General features: G+C 37.5%; 21 protein-coding genes and 1 pseudogene. 6 read left to right on the top strand and 16 right to left on the bottom strand.

The window, feature by feature from the left end; translation table 11 throughout:
• Window positions 1–152: 152 nt before the first annotated feature.
• Window positions 153–1,775 carry an inorganic phosphate transporter gene (locus B9T28_RS08810; RefSeq protein WP_086203611.1) on the bottom strand — a complete coding sequence of 541 codons (1,623 nt, stop codon included), beginning with the start codon at window positions 1,773–1,775 and terminating at the stop codon, window positions 153–155.
• Between the two features lie 469 nt (window positions 1,776–2,244).
• Here B9T28_RS08810 and metH point away from each other — a divergent pair, with 469 nt between their 5' ends.
• Both metH and B9T28_RS08820 read left to right on the top strand, forming a co-directional pair.
• Complete coding sequence (metH, locus tag B9T28_RS08815) at window positions 2,245–5,934, top strand: methionine synthase (RefSeq protein WP_086203612.1); 3,690 nt, start codon at window positions 2,245–2,247, stop codon at window positions 5,932–5,934.
• 221 nt (window positions 5,935–6,155) lie between these two features.
• On the top strand, window positions 6,156–7,040 hold the full coding sequence (locus B9T28_RS08820) for an FRG domain-containing protein (protein WP_086203613.1): 885 nt from the start codon (window positions 6,156–6,158) through the stop codon (window positions 7,038–7,040).
• A 37-nt stretch (window positions 7,041–7,077) separates the two neighbouring features.
• Here the strand turns inward: B9T28_RS08820 and B9T28_RS08825 are convergent.
• Window positions 7,078–7,437 (bottom strand): annotated as a pseudogene (locus B9T28_RS08825) (endonuclease domain-containing protein); the annotation flags it as partial.
• Window positions 7,438–7,470: 33 nt separating this feature from the next.
• The gene (gene def / locus B9T28_RS08830) at window positions 7,471–7,950 is read right to left on the bottom strand and encodes a peptide deformylase (RefSeq protein WP_086203615.1); all 480 of its coding nucleotides are present in this window, start codon (window positions 7,948–7,950) and stop codon (window positions 7,471–7,473) included.
• A gap of 163 nt (window positions 7,951–8,113) precedes the next feature.
• On the opposite strand from def, the gene B9T28_RS08835 reads away from it, so the two are divergent.
• Window positions 8,114–8,698 carry a DedA family protein gene (locus B9T28_RS08835; protein WP_086203616.1) on the top strand — a complete coding sequence of 195 codons (585 nt, stop codon included), beginning with the start codon at window positions 8,114–8,116 and terminating at the stop codon, window positions 8,696–8,698.
• Between the two features lie 90 nt (window positions 8,699–8,788).
• Window positions 8,789–8,992: an amino acid transport protein gene (locus B9T28_RS15025; protein ID WP_086203617.1), complete on the top strand. Its 204-nt coding sequence runs from the start codon at window positions 8,789–8,791 to the stop codon at window positions 8,990–8,992.
• Window positions 8,993–9,012: 20 nt separating this feature from the next.
• Here B9T28_RS15025 and B9T28_RS08845 read toward each other — a convergent pair whose 3' ends face one another.
• The 3 genes from B9T28_RS08845 to B9T28_RS08855 all read right to left on the bottom strand — a co-directional run bounded on the left by B9T28_RS08845 (window position 9,013) and on the right by B9T28_RS08855 (window position 11,206).
• On the bottom strand, window positions 9,013–9,300 hold the full coding sequence (locus tag B9T28_RS08845; protein ID WP_086203618.1) for a hypothetical protein: 288 nt from the start codon (window positions 9,298–9,300) through the stop codon (window positions 9,013–9,015).
• 23 nt (window positions 9,301–9,323) lie between these two features.
• Window positions 9,324–9,908 (bottom strand): nicotinamide riboside transporter PnuC, encoded by a 585-nt coding sequence (pnuC, locus tag B9T28_RS08850; protein WP_086203619.1) that lies wholly within the window; start codon window positions 9,906–9,908, stop codon window positions 9,324–9,326.
• 263 nt (window positions 9,909–10,171) lie between these two features.
• The gene (locus B9T28_RS08855) at window positions 10,172–11,206 is read right to left on the bottom strand and encodes an urea transporter (RefSeq protein ID WP_086203620.1); all 1,035 of its coding nucleotides are present in this window, start codon (window positions 11,204–11,206) and stop codon (window positions 10,172–10,174) included.
• A 386-nt stretch (window positions 11,207–11,592) separates the two neighbouring features.
• Between B9T28_RS08855 and B9T28_RS08860 the strand changes: the two genes are divergently transcribed.
• Both B9T28_RS08860 and B9T28_RS08865 read left to right on the top strand, forming a co-directional pair.
• Window positions 11,593–12,405, top strand: coding sequence for a crotonase/enoyl-CoA hydratase family protein (locus tag B9T28_RS08860; RefSeq protein WP_086203691.1), 813 nt, complete (start codon window positions 11,593–11,595; stop codon window positions 12,403–12,405).
• A 116-nt stretch (window positions 12,406–12,521) separates the two neighbouring features.
• Window positions 12,522–13,364 (top strand): alpha/beta hydrolase family protein, encoded by an 843-nt coding sequence (locus B9T28_RS08865; RefSeq protein ID WP_086203621.1) that lies wholly within the window; start codon window positions 12,522–12,524, stop codon window positions 13,362–13,364.
• A gap of 118 nt (window positions 13,365–13,482) precedes the next feature.
• Here the strand turns inward: B9T28_RS08865 and B9T28_RS08870 are convergent, their stop codons facing one another.
• The 10 genes from B9T28_RS08870 to B9T28_RS08915 all read right to left on the bottom strand — a co-directional run bounded on the left by B9T28_RS08870 (window position 13,483) and on the right by B9T28_RS08915 (window position 23,575).
• Entirely contained in the window at window positions 13,483–13,947 is a 465-nt protein-coding gene (locus tag B9T28_RS08870) for a hypothetical protein (protein ID WP_252053573.1), read from the bottom strand.
• 324 nt (window positions 13,948–14,271) lie between these two features.
• A complete protein-coding gene (locus B9T28_RS08875) occupies window positions 14,272–15,402 on the bottom strand; it encodes an acyltransferase family protein (RefSeq protein WP_086203622.1) in 1,131 nt (376 codons plus the stop codon).
• Window positions 15,403–15,509: 107 nt separating this feature from the next.
• Complete coding sequence (pgaD, locus tag B9T28_RS08880) at window positions 15,510–15,923, bottom strand: poly-beta-1,6-N-acetyl-D-glucosamine biosynthesis protein PgaD (RefSeq protein ID WP_086203623.1); 414 nt, start codon at window positions 15,921–15,923, stop codon at window positions 15,510–15,512.
• Window positions 15,924–15,943: 20 nt separating this feature from the next.
• Window positions 15,944–17,212 carry a poly-beta-1,6-N-acetyl-D-glucosamine synthase gene (pgaC, locus tag B9T28_RS08885; RefSeq protein ID WP_086203624.1) on the bottom strand — a complete coding sequence of 423 codons (1,269 nt, stop codon included), beginning with the start codon at window positions 17,210–17,212 and terminating at the stop codon, window positions 15,944–15,946.
• 11 nt (window positions 17,213–17,223) lie between these two features.
• Complete coding sequence (gene pgaB, locus B9T28_RS08890) at window positions 17,224–19,221, bottom strand: poly-beta-1,6-N-acetyl-D-glucosamine N-deacetylase PgaB (protein WP_086203625.1); 1,998 nt, start codon at window positions 19,219–19,221, stop codon at window positions 17,224–17,226.
• A gap of 378 nt (window positions 19,222–19,599) precedes the next feature.
• Window positions 19,600–19,938, bottom strand: coding sequence for an FKBP-type peptidyl-prolyl cis-trans isomerase (locus B9T28_RS08895; RefSeq protein ID WP_086203626.1), 339 nt, complete (start codon window positions 19,936–19,938; stop codon window positions 19,600–19,602).
• Between the two features lie 44 nt (window positions 19,939–19,982).
• A complete protein-coding gene (locus B9T28_RS08900; RefSeq protein WP_086203627.1) occupies window positions 19,983–21,194 on the bottom strand; it encodes a DUF2252 family protein in 1,212 nt (403 codons plus the stop codon).
• A 44-nt stretch (window positions 21,195–21,238) separates the two neighbouring features.
• Window positions 21,239–21,862 carry an MgtC/SapB family protein gene (locus tag B9T28_RS08905; protein ID WP_086203628.1) on the bottom strand — a complete coding sequence of 208 codons (624 nt, stop codon included), beginning with the start codon at window positions 21,860–21,862 and terminating at the stop codon, window positions 21,239–21,241.
• A 98-nt stretch (window positions 21,863–21,960) separates the two neighbouring features.
• Window positions 21,961–22,491 carry a YaeQ family protein gene (locus tag B9T28_RS08910; RefSeq protein WP_086203629.1) on the bottom strand — a complete coding sequence of 177 codons (531 nt, stop codon included), beginning with the start codon at window positions 22,489–22,491 and terminating at the stop codon, window positions 21,961–21,963.
• A gap of 82 nt (window positions 22,492–22,573) precedes the next feature.
• Window positions 22,574–23,575, bottom strand: coding sequence for a CobW family GTP-binding protein (locus B9T28_RS08915; protein WP_086203630.1), 1,002 nt, complete (start codon window positions 23,573–23,575; stop codon window positions 22,574–22,576).
• Window positions 23,576–23,760: the final 185 nt, after the last annotated feature.

The raw sequence follows: 23,760 nt of genomic DNA on the forward strand, positions 1-23,760 counted from the left end.
TATATGTCTTATATAATTTCAACTAGAGATAACCAAATTTAAAACATTACAGTTGAGTCCAAATAGACTCCCTTGAGAGTCTATTTGATATGTTTTATATATTTACAAGTACTAGTAATAACAATTGCAGCGTTTTTAATTTTTAATTCAACTTAAAATACTTTTAAAAACAACCAATATAAAACGCCTGACAAACAAATAGTCGCGGGTAAAGTAAAGATCCATGCCGAAAGAATAGTTCTCACTGTCGCAAAATTGAGACCTGATTTATTGGCAACCATGGTTCCTGCGACAGCACTGTTTAACACATGTGTCGTTGAAACGGGCATACCAAAACCATCCGCCGCAGCAATGGTAGACATCGCAACCAATTCAGCAGACATCCCTTGACCATAAGTCATATGATGCTTACCAATTCGCTCACCAACAGTCACCACAATACGCTTCCATCCCACCATGGTCCCTAAACCCAATGCCAGTGCAACAGCAACTTTTACCCAAGTTGGAATGTATTGTAAAAATGAGTCTAAACTTTTGCGGTACTCTTTAACGACTTTGGTCTGATCAGCAGACATAGCTGGTAATTTTTCAGCTTTATCCAAGCGCTTAAATGCAGTAGTGCTTAAATACATATCATTACGTAGTGACGATACTTCTGCTTCTGGAATAGCTTTTAAATCACCATATTGACCAACACGCTCACCAAGTTGCTCAGTCAAACTTGCCAACGCTGGCACAACATTCGAATTGAGCTCTTTGGTCTGAATATATTTAGTCAAAACATCACGTGCTTGTGCATCAGCAATATCAGGACGATTTGCATCCATCACGATTGCCGTTTGTGCAGAAAGTTGTGAAAATGTTTGTAAATGCTGATGATCCAAACCTTTATTCAATGAATAAGCCAAAGGCACAATACCAATCAAGATCAGCATGATTAAACCCATACCTTTCTGCCCATCATTTGAACCATGCGCAAAACTAACACCTGTACAGGTAAAAATTAGAATGGCACGAATTAATGGTGGTGGCGGTTTATTACCTTCAGGTGGTTGAAAGAGTTCAAGTTGCTTTTTAAATAATTTTTTTACAATCAAGAAAACAATAGCAGCAAAGGCAAAACCAATCAGGGGAGAAAATAATAGTGCTTTACCGACTTTAGTGACTTGGTCCATATCTACACCACTTGCACCACTTGATGCATGTAGAATGTAGTTCATGATACCAACACCCAAGATTGAACCAATCAATGTATGTGAGCTAGATGCTGGGATACCTAAAAACCAAGTACCTAAATTCCACAGAATAGCAGCAATGAGCATGGCAAATACCATGGCAAAACCAGCACCACTACCGACGTTCATAATCAGTTCAACGGGCAGCAATGCAATGATGCCATAAGCGACTGCTCCACTGGCAACCATGACCCCAAGGAAATTACAAAAACCAGCCCACATCACGGCAACAGGTGCTGGTAAAGCATTGGTATAAATGACTGTAGCGACTGCATTAGCCGTATCATGAAAACCATTAACGAATTCAAAGCCTAAAGCGATAAACAACGCTGTCGCTAAAAGAATCACTGAATATAAACTTAAAGGTGGGACGTGTGCCAAGTCTGCATTCACTTGCACACCAATATAAATCAGTGTTGCAATAATGATCGTCAAAAACACCGGCATAAAAAATTTCGGTGTTGGCACATGCACATTGGTCGACTTTGTGGCCGTCGACGTTTGTGTTGAATCTGAAACGGGAGGAATATTAGAATTCATGCAGACGGGTAAGAGGATAATAAAATCCCCTTATTGTTCAATTAAATTATGACAATTATATGACAAACAAAGCTCAGATGAAGCGTAATTTATCACCATTCATCTTCATTATTAAAGAAAAAACACCCAAGATTTATTAAATTAAATCATAAAAAACAAAAATATAGCTCTTTTCAACAGACTACAACACTTACAAAATATGACACTTTAAACTGAAATAATATTTGTAATATTTCAATCCAATTGCTGCTCAAACCACCAATATGACCTATTTTGCTCGAGTTGTATGACAAATTGATGAATATTGAAAGCCTATAAAAAATTCATACCCCACTACTGCAGCGATTAAAATTCCACCAAGATTCTACTTTGTTGTCGCAATACAGCTGATTATTACTAAAACTGTATTTAAATCTGCTAAAATATCATCCATTTAATTCAACCTATCTTGCCAATATTGGGGTTATTTATGTCCACGCTTGCCACCCTGAAAGAGCTTCTTACCCAACGCATTCTAATTATCGATGGTGCGATGGGTACTATGATCCAACGCCATAAATTAGAAGAAGCTGATTACCGTGGTGAGCGTTTTGCTGACTGGGCATCTGATCTTAAAGGCAATAATGACCTTTTAGTTTTAACACAACCCCAAATTATTCAAGATATTCACGAAGCTTATTTAGATGCTGGCGCGGATATTATTGAGACCAACAGCTTCAATGGTACTCGTGTTTCCATGTCAGACTATCACATGGAAGATTTAGTCCATGAGATTAACTTTGAAGCAGCCCGTATTGCTAAAGCAGCTTGTGAAAAATATTCAACCCCAGATAAACCACGCTTTGTGGCTGGTGTACTTGGGCCAACCTCTCGAACCTGTTCAATTTCACCAAATGTAAATGACCCCGCTTTTCGTAACATTACCTTTGATGAACTCAAAGAAAACTATATCGAAGCCACCCATGCCTTAATAGAAGGTGGTGCAGACATTCTACTGATTGAAACTGTGTTTGATACCTTAAACTGTAAAGCAGCAATTTTTGCAGTCAAAGAAGTCTTCTTGCAGATTGGTCGTGAACTGCCATTAATGATTTCAGGCACCATCACCGATGCATCAGGTCGTACTTTGACTGGTCAAACCGCAGAAGCCTTTTGGAATTCAGTACGTCACGGCGATTTACTCTCCATTGGTTTTAACTGTGCCTTAGGTGCAGATGCTATGCGTCCGCATGTCAAAACTATTGCCGATGTTGCCAATACTTTCGTTTCTGCACACCCTAATGCAGGTTTACCGAATGCGTTTGGTGGCTATGATGAAACCCCAGAAGAAACCGCTGCATTTATTAAAGAATTTGCTGAAAGTGGTTTAATTAATATTACCGGTGGCTGTTGTGGTACGACCCCAGATCATATTCGTGCGATTTACAATGCAGTCAAAGACATTGCACCACGTCAAATTCCAGAGATTAAACCAGCCTGTCGTTTAAGTGGTTTAGAACCGTTTAACATTGATGATAATTCACTGTTTGTAAACGTAGGTGAACGGACCAACGTTACTGGATCAAAAAAATTCTTACGCCTCATTCGTGAAGAAAATTTTGCAGAAGCACTTGATGTGGCACGTCAACAAGTGGAAAGTGGCGCGCAAATTATTGACATCAACATGGATGAAGGGATGCTCGATTCGCAAGGTGCGATGGTACATTTCCTACATCTGATTGCTTCTGAGCCTGACATTTCACGTGTTCCAATCATGATTGACTCCTCAAAATGGGAAATCATTGAAGCAGGTTTGAAATGTGTCCAAGGTAAACCCGTGGTTAACTCCATTTCCTTAAAAGAAGGTTATGACGAGTTTGTCCATAAAGCCCGTTTATGTCGTCAATATGGGGCTGCAATTATCGTCATGGCCTTTGATGAAACAGGTCAGGCAGATACAGCCGCACGTAAACGTGAAATCTGTAAGCGCTCTTATGATGTTTTAGTCAATGATGTCGGCTACCCATCTGAAGATATTATTTTTGACCCGAACGTGTTTGCCGTTGCAACCGGTATTGAAGAACACAATAACTATGCAGTTGATTTCATTGAAGCAACCGGTTGGATTAAACAAAATCTGCCGAATGCGATGATTTCAGGAGGTGTGTCTAACGTCTCTTTCTCTTTCCGTGGCAATGAACCAGTTCGTGAAGCGATTCACTCCGTGTTCTTGTACCATGCCATTCAGCAAGGCATGACCATGGGTATTGTCAATGCTGGGCAGATGGCCATTTACGATGATATTCCGAAAGAACTGAAAGCTGCCGTAGAAGATGTTGTCTTAAATCAAAACCAAGGTGAAAGCGGTCAAGACGCCACTGAAAAACTGCTTGAAGTTGCAGAACAGTACCGTGGTCAAGCAGGTGCACAAAAAGCCGTTGAAAATCTTGAATGGCGTGAACAACCTGTAGAAAAACGTCTTGAATATGCCTTAGTCAAAGGCATTACTACCTTTATTGATGTCGATACCGAAGAAGCTCGTTTAAAATCAAAACGTCCATTAGACGTGATTGAAGGTCCACTCATGGACGGCATGAACGTAGTTGGTGATTTATTCGGTTCAGGTAAAATGTTCTTACCACAGGTGGTGAAATCTGCCCGTGTGATGAAACAAGCTGTGGCTTGGTTAAACCCGTACATTGAAGCTGAAAAATCGGGTAGCCAATCTAAAGGTAAAGTATTGATGGCAACCGTTAAGGGTGACGTACACGATATTGGTAAAAATATCGTCGGTGTTGTACTGGGTTGTAATGGTTATGACATTATTGACCTTGGTGTCATGGTCTCTGCTGAGAAAATCCTACAAACCGCTATTGATGAAAAAGTCGATATTATTGGTTTATCAGGTCTAATTACACCGTCACTGGATGAAATGGTTTTTGTTGCCAAAGAAATGCAACGTAAAGGCTTTCATGTTCCATTGATGATTGGTGGTGCAACAACCTCTAAAGCACATACTGCAGTGAAAATTGATCCGCAATATTCGAATGATGCAGTGATTTATGTGGCGGATGCTTCACGTGCCGTCGGTGTAGCAACCACCCTGCTTTCTCCTGAAATGAAGCCGAAATTTGTTGCAGAAACCCGTGCAGAATATGAAAAAGTTCGTGAGCGTATTGCCAACAAGCAACCGAAAGCTGCAAAATTGTCTTATGCACAGTCGATTGAAAATGGTTTAAAGATTGATTGGAATAATGTTCCCGCTGTACCCAAACTGATTGGCACAGAAGTTTTAACCAATTATCCACTTGAAACGTTAGTGCCATATTTTGACTGGACACCATTCTTCATTTCTTGGAGTTTGGCAGGCAAATTCCCACGTATTTTAGAAGATGAAATTGTTGGCGAAGCTGCGACTGACTTATATAACCAAGCGCAAGAAATGTTGAAAGACATCGTTGAGAATAAACGTTTTGACGCACGTGCAGTGTTTGGTATTTACCCTGCCAACCGTGTAGCTGCGGATTCTGTATCTGTATTTAGTGATGAATCTCGTTCAACAGTAACACATACCTTTGAACATATTCGTCAGCAATCTGACAAAGTGACAGGCAAACCAAACTTGTCTTTAGCCGATTTTGTAGCAACGGCAGATCAAGCTCAGGATTATTTAGGTGGTTTCACAGTATCCATTTTTGGTGCAGAAGAAATGGCACATGAGTATAAAGCCAAAGGTGATGACTACTCTGCCATTCTTGCGCAGTCTTTAGGTGACCGTTTTGCCGAGGCGTTTGCAGAGCATTTGCATGAGCGTATTCGTAAAGAGTTCTGGGGCTATCAAGCCAATGAACAATTATCGAATGAAGATTTGATTAAAGAAAAGTATGTCGGGATTCGTCCTGCACCAGGTTACCCTGCTTGTCCTGAACATTCGGAAAAAGCGACTTTATTTAATTGGTTAGGTTCTACCGAGAAGATTGGTACTGAGTTAACAACCAGCTTTGCAATGTGGCCACCTTCAAGCGTGAGTGGTTTCTATTATTCGAATCCGCAATCTGAATATTTTAACGTGGGTAAAATCTCTCAAGATCAGTTAGATGATTATGCGCAACGTAAAAATTGGACTTTGGATGAGGCGAAGCGTTGGTTAGCACCGAATTTGGATGATTCGGTTTCTTGATTGAATTTAATCTAAATAAAAAGTCCTCTTGGTAAGGACTTTTTATTATTGAGCATTTTAATCCCCCTAAATCCCCCTTTAATAAGGAGGACTTCTCACGAATTTAATGGTGGTATTGAATTCGTGTAATCCTTCCTTTTTTAAAGGGAGGTTGGGAGGGATTCCATTTATTAAAAAAACAATATAAATTTCATATAACTAAAAACCTTAAAAGATGAACAATGGATATAGTATTGAATTTCAAAGAACGAATAGACTCCGTACCAAATGACTCCGCAGAGATTACTTCTATTAGTCAGCTTTTAAATATTTTTTCTGTGGTTCCCAAAGACGATGTATCTGAACGTTACTTTAGAGGACATTCAGCTTGTGGTTACGAATTAATTCCTAGTATTTACCGGAATAATAAGAATATTGAACAAGAAGATATTTTAATTAAAGAGTCTTTAGCTCTTTGCCCAAAAGATTTCAACGATTGTAAAAATACTCTTGAGGTACTCGTAAAAATGCAACATTACGATCTACCTACCAGATTATTAGATATTACTTCAAATCCTTTAATTGCTTTATATTTTGCATGCTCTAACGATTTAGACAAATTAGCAGCAGGTGAACTAATTATTTTTAATATCCCTAAGAAAGACATTAAGTATTTTGACAGCGATACAGTTTCTGTTATTTCCAATATAGCTTTAAGACCCCAATCATTTCATATACCTCATGAAAATGATCTAACTATATTTAACCAAACAAGTGAACTCCAATTTTTACTTCATCAAATTAAAAATGAAAAACCTCATTTCCTTCCATTAGTTGTGAAAGATCATTTGAGTAAAGTTATTTGTGTTAAGCCCAAACTGGATAATCCTAGAATTATTCGTCAAAGCGGTGCATTTTTCTTATTTGGAGTTGGTCAGAATAAGCTTGAACTTACAAAGCTCCCAATCGGATACCAATTAAAACCTAACGGAAAACGACTAATAATCCCCTCTCAAAGTAAAAAATACTTACTCAAAGAATTAGATGATCTAGGTATCAATCAAGCAAGTATTTTTCCTGAACTTGATAAAGTCGCATCTTATTTGAAATCAAAATATAGTAGTTAAATGATTGTTAACGACTTATACAAATCCATTAGCCCCCTTAATAAAGGGGGGATTCCTGCTGAATAAATTGATAAACAACCTGAACCACCCCATCAATCTCTCTCAAAACCTGCCCATTATCAAATCTCAGCACTCTCAGCCCCAACTGAGCCAAAGCCTCATCTCTCACCCGATCAGCTTCCAACCCCTCATTTGTATAGTGCTGACTGCCATCACACTCAATCACCAAATTTACAGAAGAACAGTAAAAATCCACAATGAAATTTAAAAGCGGTTTCTGCCGATAAAACTGTAGACCTAAAATTTGCTTGTTACGAAGTTTTGACCACAGCAACTTTTCAGCATCGGTCATGTTATTGCGTAAATCACGAGCAGGTTGTTTTAAGTTTTTATTATAGAAAGACTTTTAATATTACTAAATCAGACATTTTCATAATCGCTCCACAAACAACACCCCATCCAAATGATCTACTTCATGCTGCACAATCCGTGCAGGAAAGCCATGAAATTCAGTTTCAAACTTTTCACCCTCTAAAGTAAAATAACGAACTTTAACCATTTCAGCACGTGCAACTTCTCCCCGTTCATTCGGAACACTTAAACAACCTTCTTCACCCAAAATGGTTTGCTCAGACTTTTCTAAAATTTCAGGATTCACCATGACAATTGCATCCATTTCAGGTGCATCTGGATAACGCGGGTTTGCGCGCGAAGCCACAATAATGATGCGTTTAGACACATACACTTGCGGTGCAGCAATACCCACGCCGTTACGTTCAAGCATAGTGGCTTGCATAGCATCTGCTAAGCCATTTAACCATGTACTGTTAAATTCACTTTCAGCAACATGCGCTGCGATTAAAGTTAAAATTGCTTCACCACGTTGTGCGACAGGTAAAATCGTACTCATAAACGAGTTCCTAATACTGCTACAGTAGAATTTCAAAATAGATCTAATTGATTCAATAAACTAAACATCAAAATTACTCAATTTCTGCATATTACCGTATGCTGTAAACTTATAAAAAGATGCTGAACTAAAATATACTTCATTTACTGATAAGAATTTATTTATGCTTGATTGGTCATCACTCTTACAACACTATGGTTATTTTGCCATTATTATCGGTACCTTTTTTGAGGGTGAAACCATTTTGTTACTCGGTGCATATGCCGTACATCAACATATGCTCAATTTTTGGTTACTTATTGCCGCAGCCATGTTAGGTGGCTTTATTGGCGATCAATTGTATTACCAAATTGGTGCAAAATATGGCTATGCCTTTATCCAACAACGACCAAAACTAGATGAAAAATTCCAACGAGCAAGTCAATTAATTGAGCGTTATCCGACATTAAGTATTTTACTGATGCGTTTTGCTTGGGGACTGAGAACAGCAATTCCCATGAGCTTTGGGATCAAAAAATACTCTAGATACCGCTATATTACAGTCAATATACTCGCCTGTTTTATTTGGGCTTTTATCATTGTTAGTGTTGGTTTACAGATCAGTCATTGGCTCCACGTATTCTGGAAGTTTTTAATGCCACATCAACATAAGATTGTTATTATTGGCGCTGTCATGAGCAGCATTATAATCCTACGCATCGTATATAGTGGCTTTATTCGTGTACAAAAAAGAAAGAATAAAGTTTAAAACCTGATTCTAAAGTAAAAAATCACTTTTAAGCATGCTTTAATTTTAATTCGCTATAAAATCATGATTCTTTCATAAAAAATAAATGATATGAACACCTCTACTCTGTTACTCGGTGTGTTATTTAGCTCGATAGGCTTAGGCTATTTCCTATATGGAAAAAAGCAAAAAAAAACAATGCCCTTCGTCTGTGGGTTAATCCTCATCATCTTTCCATATTTCATTGATCAAACAGCAGTACTGCTGATCATCGGTTCTGTACTATCGATATTGCCTTACTTTGTACGTTGGTAGAATAAGAGTGAATCATTATCCTACATGATATTTTCCGAGTCCTGTATGCCAAATTTTAGTGTTGTATTTTGCGCATGATAAATCTCTAGATAATGATTTTTGTAGCGAATAATTGCATCAAATTGCTCTGCACCATCATCTAAACCAGTCGCAATCCATACGGTTCCTTGGGGAAAGTCATCTAACCATTGCGCTTTATAAAAATCAGAAACTGAATCAAACTGCAGGTATTTTTCGGGTTCAGCAAGTATTCGTGATGCCATCTCATCAAACTGTTGTTGTTGATATTCAATAAAATCAATCAGCATCACGATGTCCTTATTTAATTTGCTCAAATGCCTTTAAACTGTGCAGTCAGTTGTTTCTTTTTAACTTGTTCCCACTGCCACCAGCCATATGCAGCCAATCCAACAAAGGCTGCATATAAGCCTGCTGTTGGATATAAATCTTTATAGATAAACATGCCCACATAAACAATATCCACAAACACCCACAGAATCCATGTAGCAATGTGTTTGCGACTAGTCCAATACGTTGCTAATAAACTAAAAGCGGCCAATTGTGAATCGAGCATCGGTAAAGCAGCATCGGTAAAATAATGCAACGATAAACCAAATAACAAGCCGCCTAGCGCAGCTAAAATCATTTGAAAAATAACAGTTTTAATGGCAATCGGTTCGATACGAATTTCATGATCTTGCTGTTTTCCTTTAAGCCAATGATAAAAACCATAAAAATTCACGACAATAAAGAAAAACTGTAAAATTGTTTCACCATAAAGTTTAAAAGTAAAAAATAAATACGCATATAAAACAAATGCTAAAAAGTTAAACCACCAACACCACATGTTCCGTCTAATCGTTAGTGTAACGCCAATAACACTAATCAAAACCGCAACAATTTCTAACGAAGACATAAATATAACTTTTAAGATTTTGGGATGAGGCTATTATGAAAAAAAGCTTAATGAATGCAAGTAAAATTACACATTAAACCGCTTCATTATTCATTTCAGTTGAAAGATGGGTCAGGGCGATGCAGCTCAACATTGCTCAATCAAATTGAGTCAAAAACAGCAGTTCTTGCTAGTTTTTGACTCATTGTTATGAAGCTTACCGATCTGCGTATCGCTTAATCTTTCTAAGTGTTAATTTTATCTCAAACCTATGAATCAGTACTTTATTGATCTGAAGGTTGCACTAGATGAATATTCGAAAAATAAGGTGCGGCTAACACAAATAACCAAACCACTAAAATAAAAGCAGATGTTAATGCAGGCATGCCTAGGGGTTCTAAAGTTGCAGATAAAGCTGCAAATACCACAGCAGTCACTATAACTGCCAATATTCCATATACGGCGGTAGATTTATTCATGATAAAAATTCCTCCACCAAATACAATTGCAGTTAATACACTGTTAAAACCAAAAGCACCTGCTCGAATCGCGGGTTCCGCAGCTCCCATTCCCCAAGCAACTAATGCACCAAGCAATGATCCAAGCAATGCCGCTATACATACAACTCGTGAACTGATCAACAAACCAATAATAAAAAATAGTCCTGTAATCAGATTACCTTGGAAAAATACCTGCGCAATCCCTGTAAACAGTCCTTCTATGAGCGTAGATAATGTCACAACACCTTCAATACTGGCTGCCGCTTTAGGCAAACCAGCAGTGGGCAGCACACCGGTTGAATGTAATTGACCAAAACGTGCACAGGCCAATATAAACAATAAAGTCGTCAAAACAAAAGGGGCTGTCAGTGTCGGTAAATTCCAAGTTTTCAAGACGCTTAACATGGCAGCCATAATAACCGTACTACTTGCCGTTGCCAGAACAACATAGCCCCAAGTCAATCCAGTGGGTTCTAGGAAATACAATAATGCAATAGCAACCAATACCCCATTAAAACCAAATAAACCCGCCTGAATACTGGTACGTTCAACACCCAATAACTGTGCAGTTCCTGTACTCACAATCGAACCCAAGAGTGCCGCACAACCCAGCACGATTGAATTATAAAAAATGCCTGCCAAAAAGAGTAAACCGGTATAACTATTATTTTGCAGCATCACCTGCCCAACACCGCGTAATACCGCATCGATAAAAATCAAGAAGGATGATTGTTGATGTGATGGGTCTTTGATGAGGAGTCCTGTTGATGAGAAATGCTGAGATAAACTCTCAAATGCACGGAAATGAGCAAGCTTCATATAGACACTCCATGATATTAAAAATAATGTATGCCGACCTGTATTCAAATCGGTTTTTATGTTTAAAGCTGAAATTTCAGATTGTTATCTCTAGATTATAGAAGAGTCCTCAGCACTAAAGTTAAAAATATCCAATGTATGTAAAATAAGTTCGGTTCCTAGATCAATATTATCGTTGTACCAACTCTATCTGAATTTAATTGAATACCATTAAGTATCTTCTATTCAAGTATTTCCAAAAAACTCATCAAATAAATGACTGAAAGCTCAACTTTACATTGATCTATTGCTTTTCTAAACCTCAATAGATATTGCACAACTTTCAGTTGACACGATTCAAGTAAAACAGATAAAACATTCAGAACAATAAAGGAATTAGAATAATGATGACACCTGAAAATATAGTTCAAAAGAATCCACACCAAGGAAAAGTCAGCCGTGAAATTCGTGGACATATTTTTTTAATTGGCTTAAATCGGGCAGAAAAAAGAAATGCTTTTGATAGTCATATGATTCATGATCTCTCCTTGGCTCTGACCGAATATGAAGATAACCCTGAACTGCGTTGTGCCATCCTACTTGCCCACGGTGAGCACTTTACCGCTGGGTTAGACCTGCTTGAATTACAACCTAAACTGGCAGATGGCGTATTCCAATTTTCAAATGCGATGGTCAACCCTTGGGGCACTGTCGGTCGCCAACGTACCAAGCCGTTGGTAACAGCCGTACAAGGCTATTGCTATACTGCAGGGATCGAATTAATGCTCAACTCAGATATTGTGATCGCGAGTACAAATACCCAGTTTACTCAAATTGAAGTACAACGCGGTATTTTACCTTTTGGTGGTGCAACAGTACGCTTTGTACAAGCGGCTGGGTGGGTCAAAGCCATGAGATATATCCTTACTGGCGATATGTTCCATGCTCAAAATGCTTATGAAATGAATCTAGTCACTGAAGTTGTCGAAGCACATCAACTCTTGGATCGTGCGCTCGAACTGGCTGAACGTATTGCCAGTGCTGCGCCACTTGCAGTACAAGCCACCTTAAAATCGGCGCATCAAGCTTTTTTACACAGTCCTGAAGTTGCCTTTAGTCACTTACAAAATCTATTAAATCCTTTACTCCATTCCGAAGATGCCGCTGAGGGAGTCCAAGCCATGTTAGAAAGACGTACGGCTCATTTTAAAGGAAAATAAAAGCACAAATTCAAACTATTCCGAATGAATAGCACCTAAAAATTTTGGATGACTCATCACCTCATGCCCCATTCCCATATCCAATTAAACCCACAAATGCATTTTGAAAAAAAAAACTGATTAAGTTCCCAGCAACCGATGGTTATGCATTATCAGGCATTTTGTATGCACCTAACGTACTCCCCAAAGCCAATGTTTTAGTGGCTTGTGCCACAGGTGTACCACAAGCATTTTATCGTCGTTTTGCAGAATATTTGACGCAATTTGGCTATCAAGTTCTTACTTTTGATTATCGTGGCGTTGCTGCTTCTGCTCCCCAAAAATTAAAAGGTTTTGAAATATCCTATTTGGATTGGGGAAAATACGATGTTTCAGGTGCAATTCAATATCTTAAACAAAATGATATCCCACTGTTCATGATTGGTCACTCCTACGGTGGACAATCATTGGGACTCACATCCAATCACGAACACGTGAAGATGATGATTAGCTTTGGTACCGGTACAGGTTGGTCTGGTTATATGCCAACCAAAGAAAAAATTAAAGTCAAAATCATTTGGAATATAGTCTTTCCACCTCTGGTTGCACTGACAGGCTATTTACCGTGGAGCAAATTTAATATGGGTGCTGATTTACCCAAAGGCGTTTATTCCGAATGGCGCAAATGGTGTAAACATCCCACTTATTTTTTTGCAGATACACAGCTTCGTAGTGAACTGCTATTTAAATTTTCTCAAGTCAAAACACCCATTATTGGTGTTTCATCCTTAGATGATGATTGGGCTTTACCCAATTCACGCTATAGCTTTATGCAGCATTACAGTAGCTCTGCCAAACAATTCATTAATATTTCACCTGAAGATGTGGGAATGCAACACATTGGGCATATGGGATATTTTAGAAAGGATGCGACAAAAATTTGGGATAAAATTGCACAAAAATTTGATCAGCTTATTTAAAGGTCGATTTGAATTGGACATTAAAATAGAGAAGCAACGTTTCATGTGGATAGATGATGCGTACTGAAAAAGTTTAAGCTTATTTAAATTAAACACCGTTATACACATGAAATAATATTTAAGTATTCTTAGACTCAAACTTATGCTCCACTCCGTAGCGATCTACATGGGTATAAAACACGCCATAACGCCCAACATAATATTCTAAAGATTGATCTTTATAAGTCCAATATATACACCATTCGCCAAAATCAAATTCACCAATTTGGCTTTGCGTGGGTGCGGGCATTTGATTTAAAAAATTAGCTTGAATCTGCTCTGCATTTTCAATATTTTTTCGCTGAATTTTTTGCTCAAAAAACAACTGGGCAACTACATCAAAACGTTCTTGTTGCTCTTCATTAACCCTTTCAACAATCGGTTCAGGCTTGCTGAATTTTACGTGCTCAGAAGCATCTAGTGGTTTGGTGAACGCAGTAGAATGTGGATTAAATCGTCTATTTATTCGTGGCTGAAAGAGCAATCGCCAAAATAAAAAAATAGTGATCATTAGTAAAATGAGAAGCATCAATTTAATCATCATGTCATTCCCTCATTCGAATAGAGAAGCCCAAGCATCATCGAAATTGATCTAACCGAATCTCGACTATAATGCTGCAAAAATATTTTTTTAATTTGCGTTCCATTCTTTTCACATCGATATTAATCGCTGCAATTTATAGCGCATTATTGTTGTTTAAATATATTGTATCGCTCAGACTTTTTTATCGCATAAATAAAAGATCTATACAGCTTTTAGTCATACTTTTTCTCAGCGATACAATCACCATTTAGTTCTTGAGTCATTTTTCAAGTCATGCAGCATCACAAACCTAAAGGTTTAACTCTCTAAAATATGACATTTATTTTACTTTTTCTCTAATACAATTTTGGCCAAACGATTACTGACATTGATAGCCAACTGATCAACATAACGACTATATAGCTCTGCAACAGCCAAAGTAACCACTATACATAGTCCTGAAGCGAAAATAACAGATGGCACATAAGCATATCCCCAATTTAAAAATACATTCAACAATGGGAGACAAACTAAATAAATCATCAATAAATGTAATAAATACACCGAAAATGAGACTTTTCCTAGCCATACAAAGAATTTATGATCTAATAGTGTCGAAAGTTTTGGACTCATCAAAATACTATAGACAATCAAGATACCTGCAAGAAAATTGCAATACTCATACGTTTTTTCGCCTAAAATTGAATAGATCCAAGCATATGAGTAACTGGTATTATGCGCACCGGCTAAATATAACCCAAAAATCAACATCAATGATGCTGAATAAATTGAAAGACGGCGACCATATAAATAAAAATAGATACCAACGACAAAACTGGAAATTGCTAAACTAAAATCCTCACCTTTCCAATAATAAATAAGGCAAAGAATGACAATTGATCCGATAAAAAATAAACTTTTTTTGTATTGATATAAATAAATCAAGAAAAACAAAACAAATGAACCCAAAAGCTCAAGTGTCATGGTCCAAAGTACCCAATTAACTTCACTTTCAGAAAAGAAAAAAGAACCAATCGTTCCCTCATAAATGGCTTTTTCTAAAGTAAAATTTTGTGTGACATAAGCCTGAAGCCAACCATTCGCATGCTGACTATCTATATGCACAAACTGAAATACCAGCCAAATACATAAACAAGAGATCAGGGCGGGTATCATCAAGCGTGGATAGCGCTTGACCATCATATTCTTAATTTTATCCTTTATTTTTTCAGGATTTTTCATGATGGCATAAGACAGTACATAGCCGCTCAACACAAAAAAAACAAAGACAGCCGCTGTCCCTGAATACCAAAATGCAAAGGGTGAATGATGAATCGCATGGATCAATGCATTATTTGCTTGGTCATGTGGATCAAAAAAATGTAAATATGGAAAAAAACTGAGACTTAAATGTGAAAAAACCACAGCCAAACACGCTAAACCGCGAATACTTTCCGCAGAGTTTATTTTTTGCATAACGCTGTTTCCATAAAAATCCACACCATTTTACTTACCTATCCCTTTTAGACCAATCACACTCAATAAAAAGTCCCACAACAGTGGGACTTTTTATAGGAAGTATATTATTCGATGACTGTTATTTTACCATTTTCATCATGATAAACGGTACTCACCTTTTGACGACGTCCCTGAATAATTTCTTGTTCTGGTAAATCAAAATACTCAACATAATCATTCAAAGATTTAGTCTCTGTCTTTTTAAAAGTTTTCGATGGGACAAACCGACTCCAGAGCAACAATGCAACAGCACAAGCTAACAAGGTCGTCAATCCATGTTGTACACCTAAACCGAGGGCGTAGAACAAATTATCTAATAAATGTGGTTTTTGTATCCCAATCACACCAACAATCAACATCAGTGGACGCCATAGTAATATCCACACTGCCCATAACATTGCTGTTGAAGTATTTGACATATAACGCTTATGCCATGGCAGTTGACGTCTTATATCAATAATCAAGTTACTTGGTTTCATTTTTTTATCACTCAAAAATATCAATCCTGTGAGCGAACGCCGCGGTCCGGACTTACCCAACGGGCTCGTTTGCCACCACCACGTAACAGTACTTTTGGAAATGCGATTATACTTGCACTGATCGTGATTAACCAAAAAACAAATGGATACCAAATCATCCAATAATAATTTTTAAATAAATTCGGTTCGTACCTACTATCCATCCATTTGCTTAAACCAAACTGAAATAAACAAGTGGCACCCAATAATATTCCACTACCATAAGGCAAAAATGGTGAGCTAATACCTTGACTGACCGCCTCTAAAGGCAAGATGAAATGTAACAACCAAATAATGGCCATGATCAGCATTAAATAAGACCAAACTAAAGTTAAAATCAGCTCAATCATTAAAGGCCATAAGTAATTCAATCTTGGTTTAAATAACACATCAATATTCTTAATGAGTACCTGTGCCCCACCCATTGCCCAGCGTAGACGCTGCTTCCACAACCCGCTCAAGGTTTCAGGCATTAAGATCCAAACCAATGCATTCGGTTCAAAACGAATATCCCAACCAGCACGTTGTAATTTCCAAGTGATGTCAATGTCTTCAGTCAGCATATCTGGCGACCAATAACCCACTTCATGTACAGCACTTTTACGAAATGCCGTAATTACCCCAGAGACCGTAAATAAGCGCCCAAAGCTGCGTTGTGCACGTTTTATCATACCAACAATCGATGAAAACTCACCAACTTGAATACGCCCCAATAAAGTCGAACGTGTCCGAATCCGTGGGTTACCTGTCACAGCGGCGACTGTTTCATCTTCTAAAAAGTGACGCACCATCCAGGTAGCTGCATGTGGATCTAATAAAGCATCGCCATCAATACCGAGCAAATATTCTGCTTCAGTTAACAAGCTACCAGCTTGCAAGGCCATCGCTTTACCTTGATTTTGCGCCAAATGAACCACGCGCAGCTTGTCATACTTTTCAGCCAATTGATCCAAGACTTCTGCGGTATTGTCAGAACTCCCATCATTAATTGCGATCACTTCAAAGTTCGGATAATCCAGTGACAATGCATAAGTAATCGTTTCTTCTGCATTATCACTTTCATTAAAACAGGGCACCAATACTGCAACCATTGGATAACTTTCCAAAGCGGCAGGTTGTTGATAAGGTGGTTCCTTACGTTCCTTTCTATAGAAAATAAGGGCACCAATCATCCAGAGATAAGACATAAACAAGGGATAGAAAAATACAAAGCTCAATGCAATATGCCAAACGCTGTGGAAAGTCTTCATGTTTAATACTTCTATGGCACTAGACGATTAGGTTGTAAATCAAAAGCTTTACGCATCATCACTGGATCGGGATGATTTTGGAACGGGTCATCTGGATAATACGCCACATGCATCGCACCTTGTTGATACAATGATTTTACAGTATCAGCCATCTCAGCAGAAGGAACCGGTTGATTGGTTCTCCAGTTCAATGCTTGTAATTCAAATACTGTTTTCTTTAAACCATGAGGATATTTTTTCACACGATTTACAATATCCGCATAAAATTTAGTTTTATCTGGTGCTTGCTCCATATAAGGCATTGCCATAATCGCTGTAAAATCATAGCGTTTTAACGATTGCTCTAAAGACTGTGAATACCAATTTTCAGAATATGGATTAAGTGCCACTTGAGCATATAAGTTACGTGCAGTCACTAAATAAGGTTGGTAAAAACGTAATTGATTTGCAAGTTGTAGCGCAAAATCATCAATGGTTTTAGTTTTGAATGCTGTCCATTTTTGCATCTCTGCATCATCTTTACGCACTGCGTCTAAATCAGTCGATAGGCCTGCTTTTTTATAGGCAGCTAAAGCTTCGGGACTCGCATCCTCATAATCAGATAAAGTAGTATCATCATGGAATAGAATACCATTAAATGTCGCTGATTTACCTAAATCGGCATAAATGCCTTGAATGACGTCGCGTGCTTCAGGTGAATAAGGACTTAGGCGATGATAGCCCATATTTAAGTGGCCATTGCTATTTTTTGCTTGCTGGGTGACCACAACATCATCAGAAACTGGATTGGTTTTAGGTAAATCCCATGCCAACAAAGGCATCCAAGCATATAAGCGTGTGACTTGTGTACGCGATTGAATTTGCCAAGCTACACGATTAAATAAATCTGAACGCATCGGTATATAACGGTTCGGGAAATACACCATATCTGCTGAACCATCTGCATCTGGATCAGAGAATGCTTGTAGATAAACCGTATTCACTTTCATTGCAAGAATACGATCTAGGAGTAAACCCAGATTTTTTTCTTGCTGGATTGGGTCTTTATCATAAATATAATCGAGATCAATATGCATGATTTTTTGTGGACGATTATTATCATTTAAACCCATTTCACGGGTTTTAATATCCGCCAATAAATCATTCAGCGAAGTGGTGTTTTCAATCAAAATTCGGTTTAAATGATCTAGCGGTTTCGTGACGAAATCGGCACCATCATCTAGCGTTACCGTGATCGGCATGCCTAATTTTTTCGCAATAGCCACCGTCTCTAAATTATAACGACCATACGGCCAAACCATCACACGTGGACTACGAATGCCATGTGCCTTTAAAACTTGATTGTTTTTCTTTAAATCTGCATAAATGCGGGCGGCATACGCTTGATCATTTTCATAGCTTTTAGTTGCCGGATCATATAAACGGGTGGTCGCTGCAGGTTGAGAATTCCCTTGCGGATTGCCTAAAATCCCGCGATGTAAATTATAGCTATGACTGCCAATTTCCACCCAACCACTGTCCTGCATTTCTTTTAATTCTGACCATGATAAGATTTCATCACGCTTAATCATTTCGTCGCCAAAGCTGACTTTTTGCTTGGCTTTAGGTTCCAACCACGATCCCACTACTGCTAAGACGACAGGAACCTTATTGGCTTTGACCACAGGGTATGCATATTTGTAAAAAGATTGATAACCATCATCAACAGTAATTAATACTGGCTTATTCGGTAATTTATATTTACCTTGATTGGCTTTTAATAGCTGATCGACACTAACAAAATTAAATCCATTTTTTCGTAATGAATTAATTTGCTGTTCAAACAGAGCAGGGGTAATCGCATATTGCGGAATTAAAGCATCTTTTTTGTCTGTAATTTCATGATAACCAATAATAGTTAACGTCGACGTATCCGCTTTCTCTGTTTCTGCTTTAGCAAGCATACTGATAGATGCAGTTAACATTGAAAGACATGCAATAAAAGCCGGTTTAAAAAAATGACTTAACATAAATTTTTGCTCATTATCTTTGTTTGTTCAGATTCAAAGTTCATTACAAAACATCAATATTTTGTGTAAGAAAACCATTTTAATGACTTCAAGAACCAATCTCTTTTCATTGCTAGTTTATAGATACTTAAACTGAAAACAATCTTAAAATTGCTTATTATTTTATTAATTTTAAATAACTTACACCAACACAATGATTTCTCCACATTATTCACACAATTATAATGTGTATCTAAATATTATATTTACTGACTAGTTTCATTTTATAAAATCGTTATATCACCGCAGATATTATTTTTAATACAGTTATTGGGAATGGAGCTAATTAAATTACAAATAAAAAGCCCTCAAAGTGAGAGCTTTTTTATTAGAAAAGGACTAATCGCGCGTTTTTACATCGAATAGTTCAATTTCAAAAATCAGGTTAGAATTTGCAGGAATGATCTTACCCATTTTACGTTCACCATAAGCTAAATGTGAAGGAACAATCAGTTTACGTTTTCCCCCTACTTTCATGCCCATAATCCCTTGATCCCAGCCTTTAATAACGCGACCTGTACCAATCACCGTTTCAAAGTAATTACCACGGTCAACTGAAGAGTCAAATTTAGTGCCATCTTCTAACCAACCCGTGTAATGTGTGGTAATTAAAGCACCTTTAACGGCTTCTTTACCTTCACCAACTTTTAAATCAATAATTTCTAATTCATTTGACATATGAATACCTAAGCGTTGAATGACATTTTAGCTTGCGGATCAATCTATTGCTGTGAAGCATAGGCTTTACAGAAATGTTCATAATCGCGTAACACCTGTTGATAGTAATTATACGCATATTCTAATAGTTGGGTTTTCCAAACTTGCGCATGTTCAGCAAAATCAATTAACTCATCAATATTGACAGAACCTTTGCGACCCGCCGAACGAATTTGTGCATATGCCATTAAACGTGCCATATAGTGGCAGGCATCGGTAAACTTTTTCGGTTTTTCAATACACTGTTTAAAATCCATTTTATCTTGTTCAGATTGTAAGGCTTTAACCAAATACCATTGCCCCTGAAAACTAAAACGAGAGAATAAGGCTGGAGGAATATACTCCATATAATTTTGGATGGTCTGAATCCGCTCAGCTTCATTTTTCCATGCAGGTTGTTGGCTTTTTAAAACTGGACTGAGTGGTAAAGAGGCCGCTTGAGCCTGTTTTATATCATACAAATAAAATTGTTTTTGTGAGATTTTCTCGACTAAAAAGACATAACGTGCTAAACCAATACTCCCCGTTCCCGCAACCCGTTGCGTAACATCTAAGACTTGCAGCTCCTGATTGCCTTGTTCATTCTGAATATTTAAATAGTCTTGAAATTGAGTAATTAACTGTTGTTTAGTTTTTTTTGAATCAATTGAAAAATATTTTTTCTGATCAACAATAAGCACCCTTTTATTGTGTTCATCTATTTGTGAATGGGCATTTAGAAACGCTATAGGATCACGTTCACTCACTGTTTTAATATATTTTTTTAAAATGCCATCTAGGGTCTCTTTTTCTAAGGCAAATGCCTTCCCTTGCATTAAGGCATCTAAGTATTCATTTAATAAAGTTTGAGCCGTATTTTTAAGATCATAATCTTGTAAGTTAAGCTCATTACCTGCAAGAAAAATACTACAGATAAAACGCACGATATCCCAACTAGGATATGCCAATACCGCTTCATCAAAATCATTTAAATCAAAATACACCACATCTTGTGTACTTTTATAAGAACCAAAATTTTCGACATGCAAGTCACCACAAACCCATGCCAAGGTTTGGTCTTCCCAAGTTTGGTTTTGAACTAAATCTTCGTAAAAAAGATGACAAGATCCTCGAAAAAATCGAAAGGCACTACTCGACATGAGTTTATATTTCAAAGGCAAAAATCGTGCATCTCGGTCTTGATTAAATTGAATCACACGTTCATAAGCATCACGCATATTGCCGCTCCTGATCCTAAAATCACATTTAAATAGTCATTAATTTAAAAACTCAATTCCTTAATTTCATCATCACCCAGTAAATATTGAGTAAGTTTCTTATGATTCTGCGCTGATCCGATTAAAATCCAACGCCCAGTGATGTGTTTTTCAGTTTTATTTTGTACACCACGCAAAATTTTCATATCGTGCTGTTTAAATAGCTCTTCATATTTATCTAAGGTTTCTTGTTGATATTCACATAAAATCAAATAATTACGTGCTTGATGAAATTCATCAATTTTGTCTTGAGCATAGACCAAAAAAATTAAAACAATCAGGACAATCAAAGTCGCAAACAAACTCAGAAACTCATAGCCTGCTCCAACAGCCATGCCTAGTGCTGCAACCATCCAAATTGTGGTGGCTGTGGTGATACCTGAAATCCGATTGTCATCTTTAAAAATAACGCCAGCACCCAAAAAGCCCAGCCCCGTGAGGATATTTGCAGCTAACCGATCTGGATTTTCCACGCCGATTTTAATAGATAAAATGGTAAACAGACATGAACTCAAACTGACCATGATCATAGTTCGTAAACCCGCAGATTTACTTCGATATTCGCGCTCAGTTCCAATCATGGCACCGATTGCAAGTGCAATCAGTAAATGATAAATATCTGGATGCATAACCAGTCAGCATTTTGATTATTATGCTATTAGGTATACGAAATTCAAGCATAAAGATGCAAGCCTTTTGGCTTACATCTTCATTGATAATTTAAGCATTATTGTAACTGTATCCACTCAACTTCTGCTTGAGCATGATCACCAATTAAGCTCCATTCACCATCCATGACATTTAATTGCAGTTGCATGGTTCGTTCGCATAATTGTTGAATTGCTTCAGTGGTTTTTTCAGACAATTGCCAAACTTGTACATTTTTTAAAGTTTTAAGTTTCGCACTCCGTTTATACCATTCAGCAACTGCTGAACCATAAACGATGACCGCAACTTCTTTACAACGTGCACTGGCTTTTTTGACTTTATCTTCATCAGGTAAACCGACTTCAATCCATTTCACCAATTGACCCGTTAAATCTTTTTCCCATAAAGCGGGTTCATCGGTTTCAAATAAATCTTTGGTAAATTCCAAACGCTCATCGGCAAAACGGGCATAGGCCAATACACGCACCATTAAACGCTCAATCGTTTCAGATGGATGCAATGCCATCGTCAATTGATAATCCGCATATTGATGAGTATCCATATTGGCAATATTCAAATCTGCCTTATAAATTGTTGCTTTTAACGCCATAAAAAATATCCTCAAATATGGCGCTCAGTCTATAAGATTTCATGCCTGATTTCTTAAATCATTTCTAGATTTAAGCTGTATTTTAGGACGGATCTATACGACACTTTAAAAGTTGCTCTTCAAAATTTTCCCAGTCTTGCTGAGTTTGAGTAATAATTTCAATCCGATTATCAATATTTTCCGCACCAGATTTATAGTTTAATTGTTCTGGATTAAAGTTAAAGGTCATCCACCCCTGATCGGTATTGAATATGCCTTTAATACGCAACCAATTTTGCTGTTCACACAATAAATCCAACAAATCGTAAAAATTAAATTGCCAACGCTTCGAAAATTTCCATCCAACTACACTATAACCTTGAGCAGTCTCTACATAATGATAAGGAAGTTGCTTAATTTCAGGTAGTACTTCTGGTGTAGAAAGTTTTTTTTGGATTTGAATAAGCGGCTGAAGCTTTCGTTCAACACCGACAAAAGGAACATCAATGCATGCTAATAGAATATTACCCTGCTCCGCTTTCAACCAAGTTGAAACATACACCAGATACTCATCTTGTAATTGAATGAATGCATTTTCATCCGCATTATTCATCTCATTGACATGTGAAACTACTACAATCTGTGCCGCTTTAAGCTGATCTTGATAGAGATTTTGACTACTCCATTCAGTATCATGTAACCTGGAACCATCCACTACCGTCACTAATGCCCGCATGTCAATTTGATTGCGCCAATGCGGTTCTGTCAATTGCTCTAACAATTGTGCTGGATGCCCAAGACCTGTCGGCTCTATAAATAAACGGTCTGGTTTTGATTCTTGAATTAAGCGAGATAATGCAATTTGCATGGGTAATTGACTGGTACAACATAAGCACCCACCCAATAATTCTTTAACCTCAAAACCGTTCCCTTGAGGTAACAGTTGTTGGTCAATCCCAATTTGCCCAAACTCGTTCATTAATACTGCCCACGTTTCACCTTCTGGTTTTTGTGCCAGTAATTTCTGTAATAAGGTGGTTTTTCCTGCGCCTAAAAACCCTGAAATAATATGGGTTTTCACAGCTTTAGAATGGACTAACTTCACAAGATCTACTCATCAACAGGAATGGGATATTATAAATGGCAACTCAAGATTTTAACGACATGATGATTGTGCAATCAGCAGCTAAATTTAAAATTTTCTTTTTATACTCAAAGTAAAATGCAATTCAGCAAATGATTTTCACGAAGATAAAACTAAAAAGGCTACTTGAAAAGCAACCTTTTGAT

This window comes from Acinetobacter silvestris (assembly GCF_002135235.1).
GTDB lineage: Bacteria > Pseudomonadota > Gammaproteobacteria > Pseudomonadales > Moraxellaceae > Acinetobacter > Acinetobacter silvestris.

What these genes read in the sequence shown, in the direction of transcription:
- B9T28_RS08810 (WP_086203611.1), bottom strand. Translation starts at nt 1,775, where the DNA reads ATGAATTCTAATATTCCTCCCGTTTCAGATTCAACACAAACGTCGACG.
- metH (WP_086203612.1), top strand. Translation starts at nt 2,245, where the DNA reads ATGTCCACGCTTGCCACCCTGAAAGAGCTTCTTACCCAACGCATTCTA.
- B9T28_RS08820 (WP_086203613.1), top strand. Translation starts at nt 6,156, where the DNA reads ATGGATATAGTATTGAATTTCAAAGAACGAATAGACTCCGTACCAAAT.
- def (WP_086203615.1), bottom strand. Translation starts at nt 7,950, where the DNA reads ATGAGTACGATTTTACCTGTCGCACAACGTGGTGAAGCAATTTTAACT.
- B9T28_RS08835 (WP_086203616.1), top strand. Translation starts at nt 8,114, where the DNA reads ATGCTTGATTGGTCATCACTCTTACAACACTATGGTTATTTTGCCATT.
- B9T28_RS15025 (WP_086203617.1), top strand. Translation starts at nt 8,789, where the DNA reads ATGAACACCTCTACTCTGTTACTCGGTGTGTTATTTAGCTCGATAGGC.
- B9T28_RS08845 (WP_086203618.1), bottom strand. Translation starts at nt 9,300, where the DNA reads ATGCTGATTGATTTTATTGAATATCAACAACAACAGTTTGATGAGATG.
- pnuC (WP_086203619.1), bottom strand. Translation starts at nt 9,908, where the DNA reads ATGTCTTCGTTAGAAATTGTTGCGGTTTTGATTAGTGTTATTGGCGTT.
- B9T28_RS08855 (WP_086203620.1), bottom strand. Translation starts at nt 11,206, where the DNA reads ATGAAGCTTGCTCATTTCCGTGCATTTGAGAGTTTATCTCAGCATTTC.
- B9T28_RS08860 (WP_086203691.1), top strand. Translation starts at nt 11,593, where the DNA reads ATGACACCTGAAAATATAGTTCAAAAGAATCCACACCAAGGAAAAGTC.
- B9T28_RS08870 (WP_252053573.1), bottom strand. Translation starts at nt 13,947, where the DNA reads ATGATGATTAAATTGATGCTTCTCATTTTACTAATGATCACTATTTTT.
- B9T28_RS08875 (WP_086203622.1), bottom strand. Translation starts at nt 15,402, where the DNA reads ATGCAAAAAATAAACTCTGCGGAAAGTATTCGCGGTTTAGCGTGTTTG.
- pgaD (WP_086203623.1), bottom strand. Translation starts at nt 15,923, where the DNA reads ATGAAACCAAGTAACTTGATTATTGATATAAGACGTCAACTGCCATGG.
- pgaC (WP_086203624.1), bottom strand. Translation starts at nt 17,212, where the DNA reads ATGAAGACTTTCCACAGCGTTTGGCATATTGCATTGAGCTTTGTATTT.
- pgaB (WP_086203625.1), bottom strand. Translation starts at nt 19,221, where the DNA reads ATGTTAAGTCATTTTTTTAAACCGGCTTTTATTGCATGTCTTTCAATG.
- B9T28_RS08895 (WP_086203626.1), bottom strand. Translation starts at nt 19,938, where the DNA reads ATGTCAAATGAATTAGAAATTATTGATTTAAAAGTTGGTGAAGGTAAA.
- B9T28_RS08900 (WP_086203627.1), bottom strand. Translation starts at nt 21,194, where the DNA reads ATGCGTGATGCTTATGAACGTGTGATTCAATTTAATCAAGACCGAGAT.
- B9T28_RS08905 (WP_086203628.1), bottom strand. Translation starts at nt 21,862, where the DNA reads ATGCATCCAGATATTTATCATTTACTGATTGCACTTGCAATCGGTGCC.
- B9T28_RS08910 (WP_086203629.1), bottom strand. Translation starts at nt 22,491, where the DNA reads ATGGCGTTAAAAGCAACAATTTATAAGGCAGATTTGAATATTGCCAAT.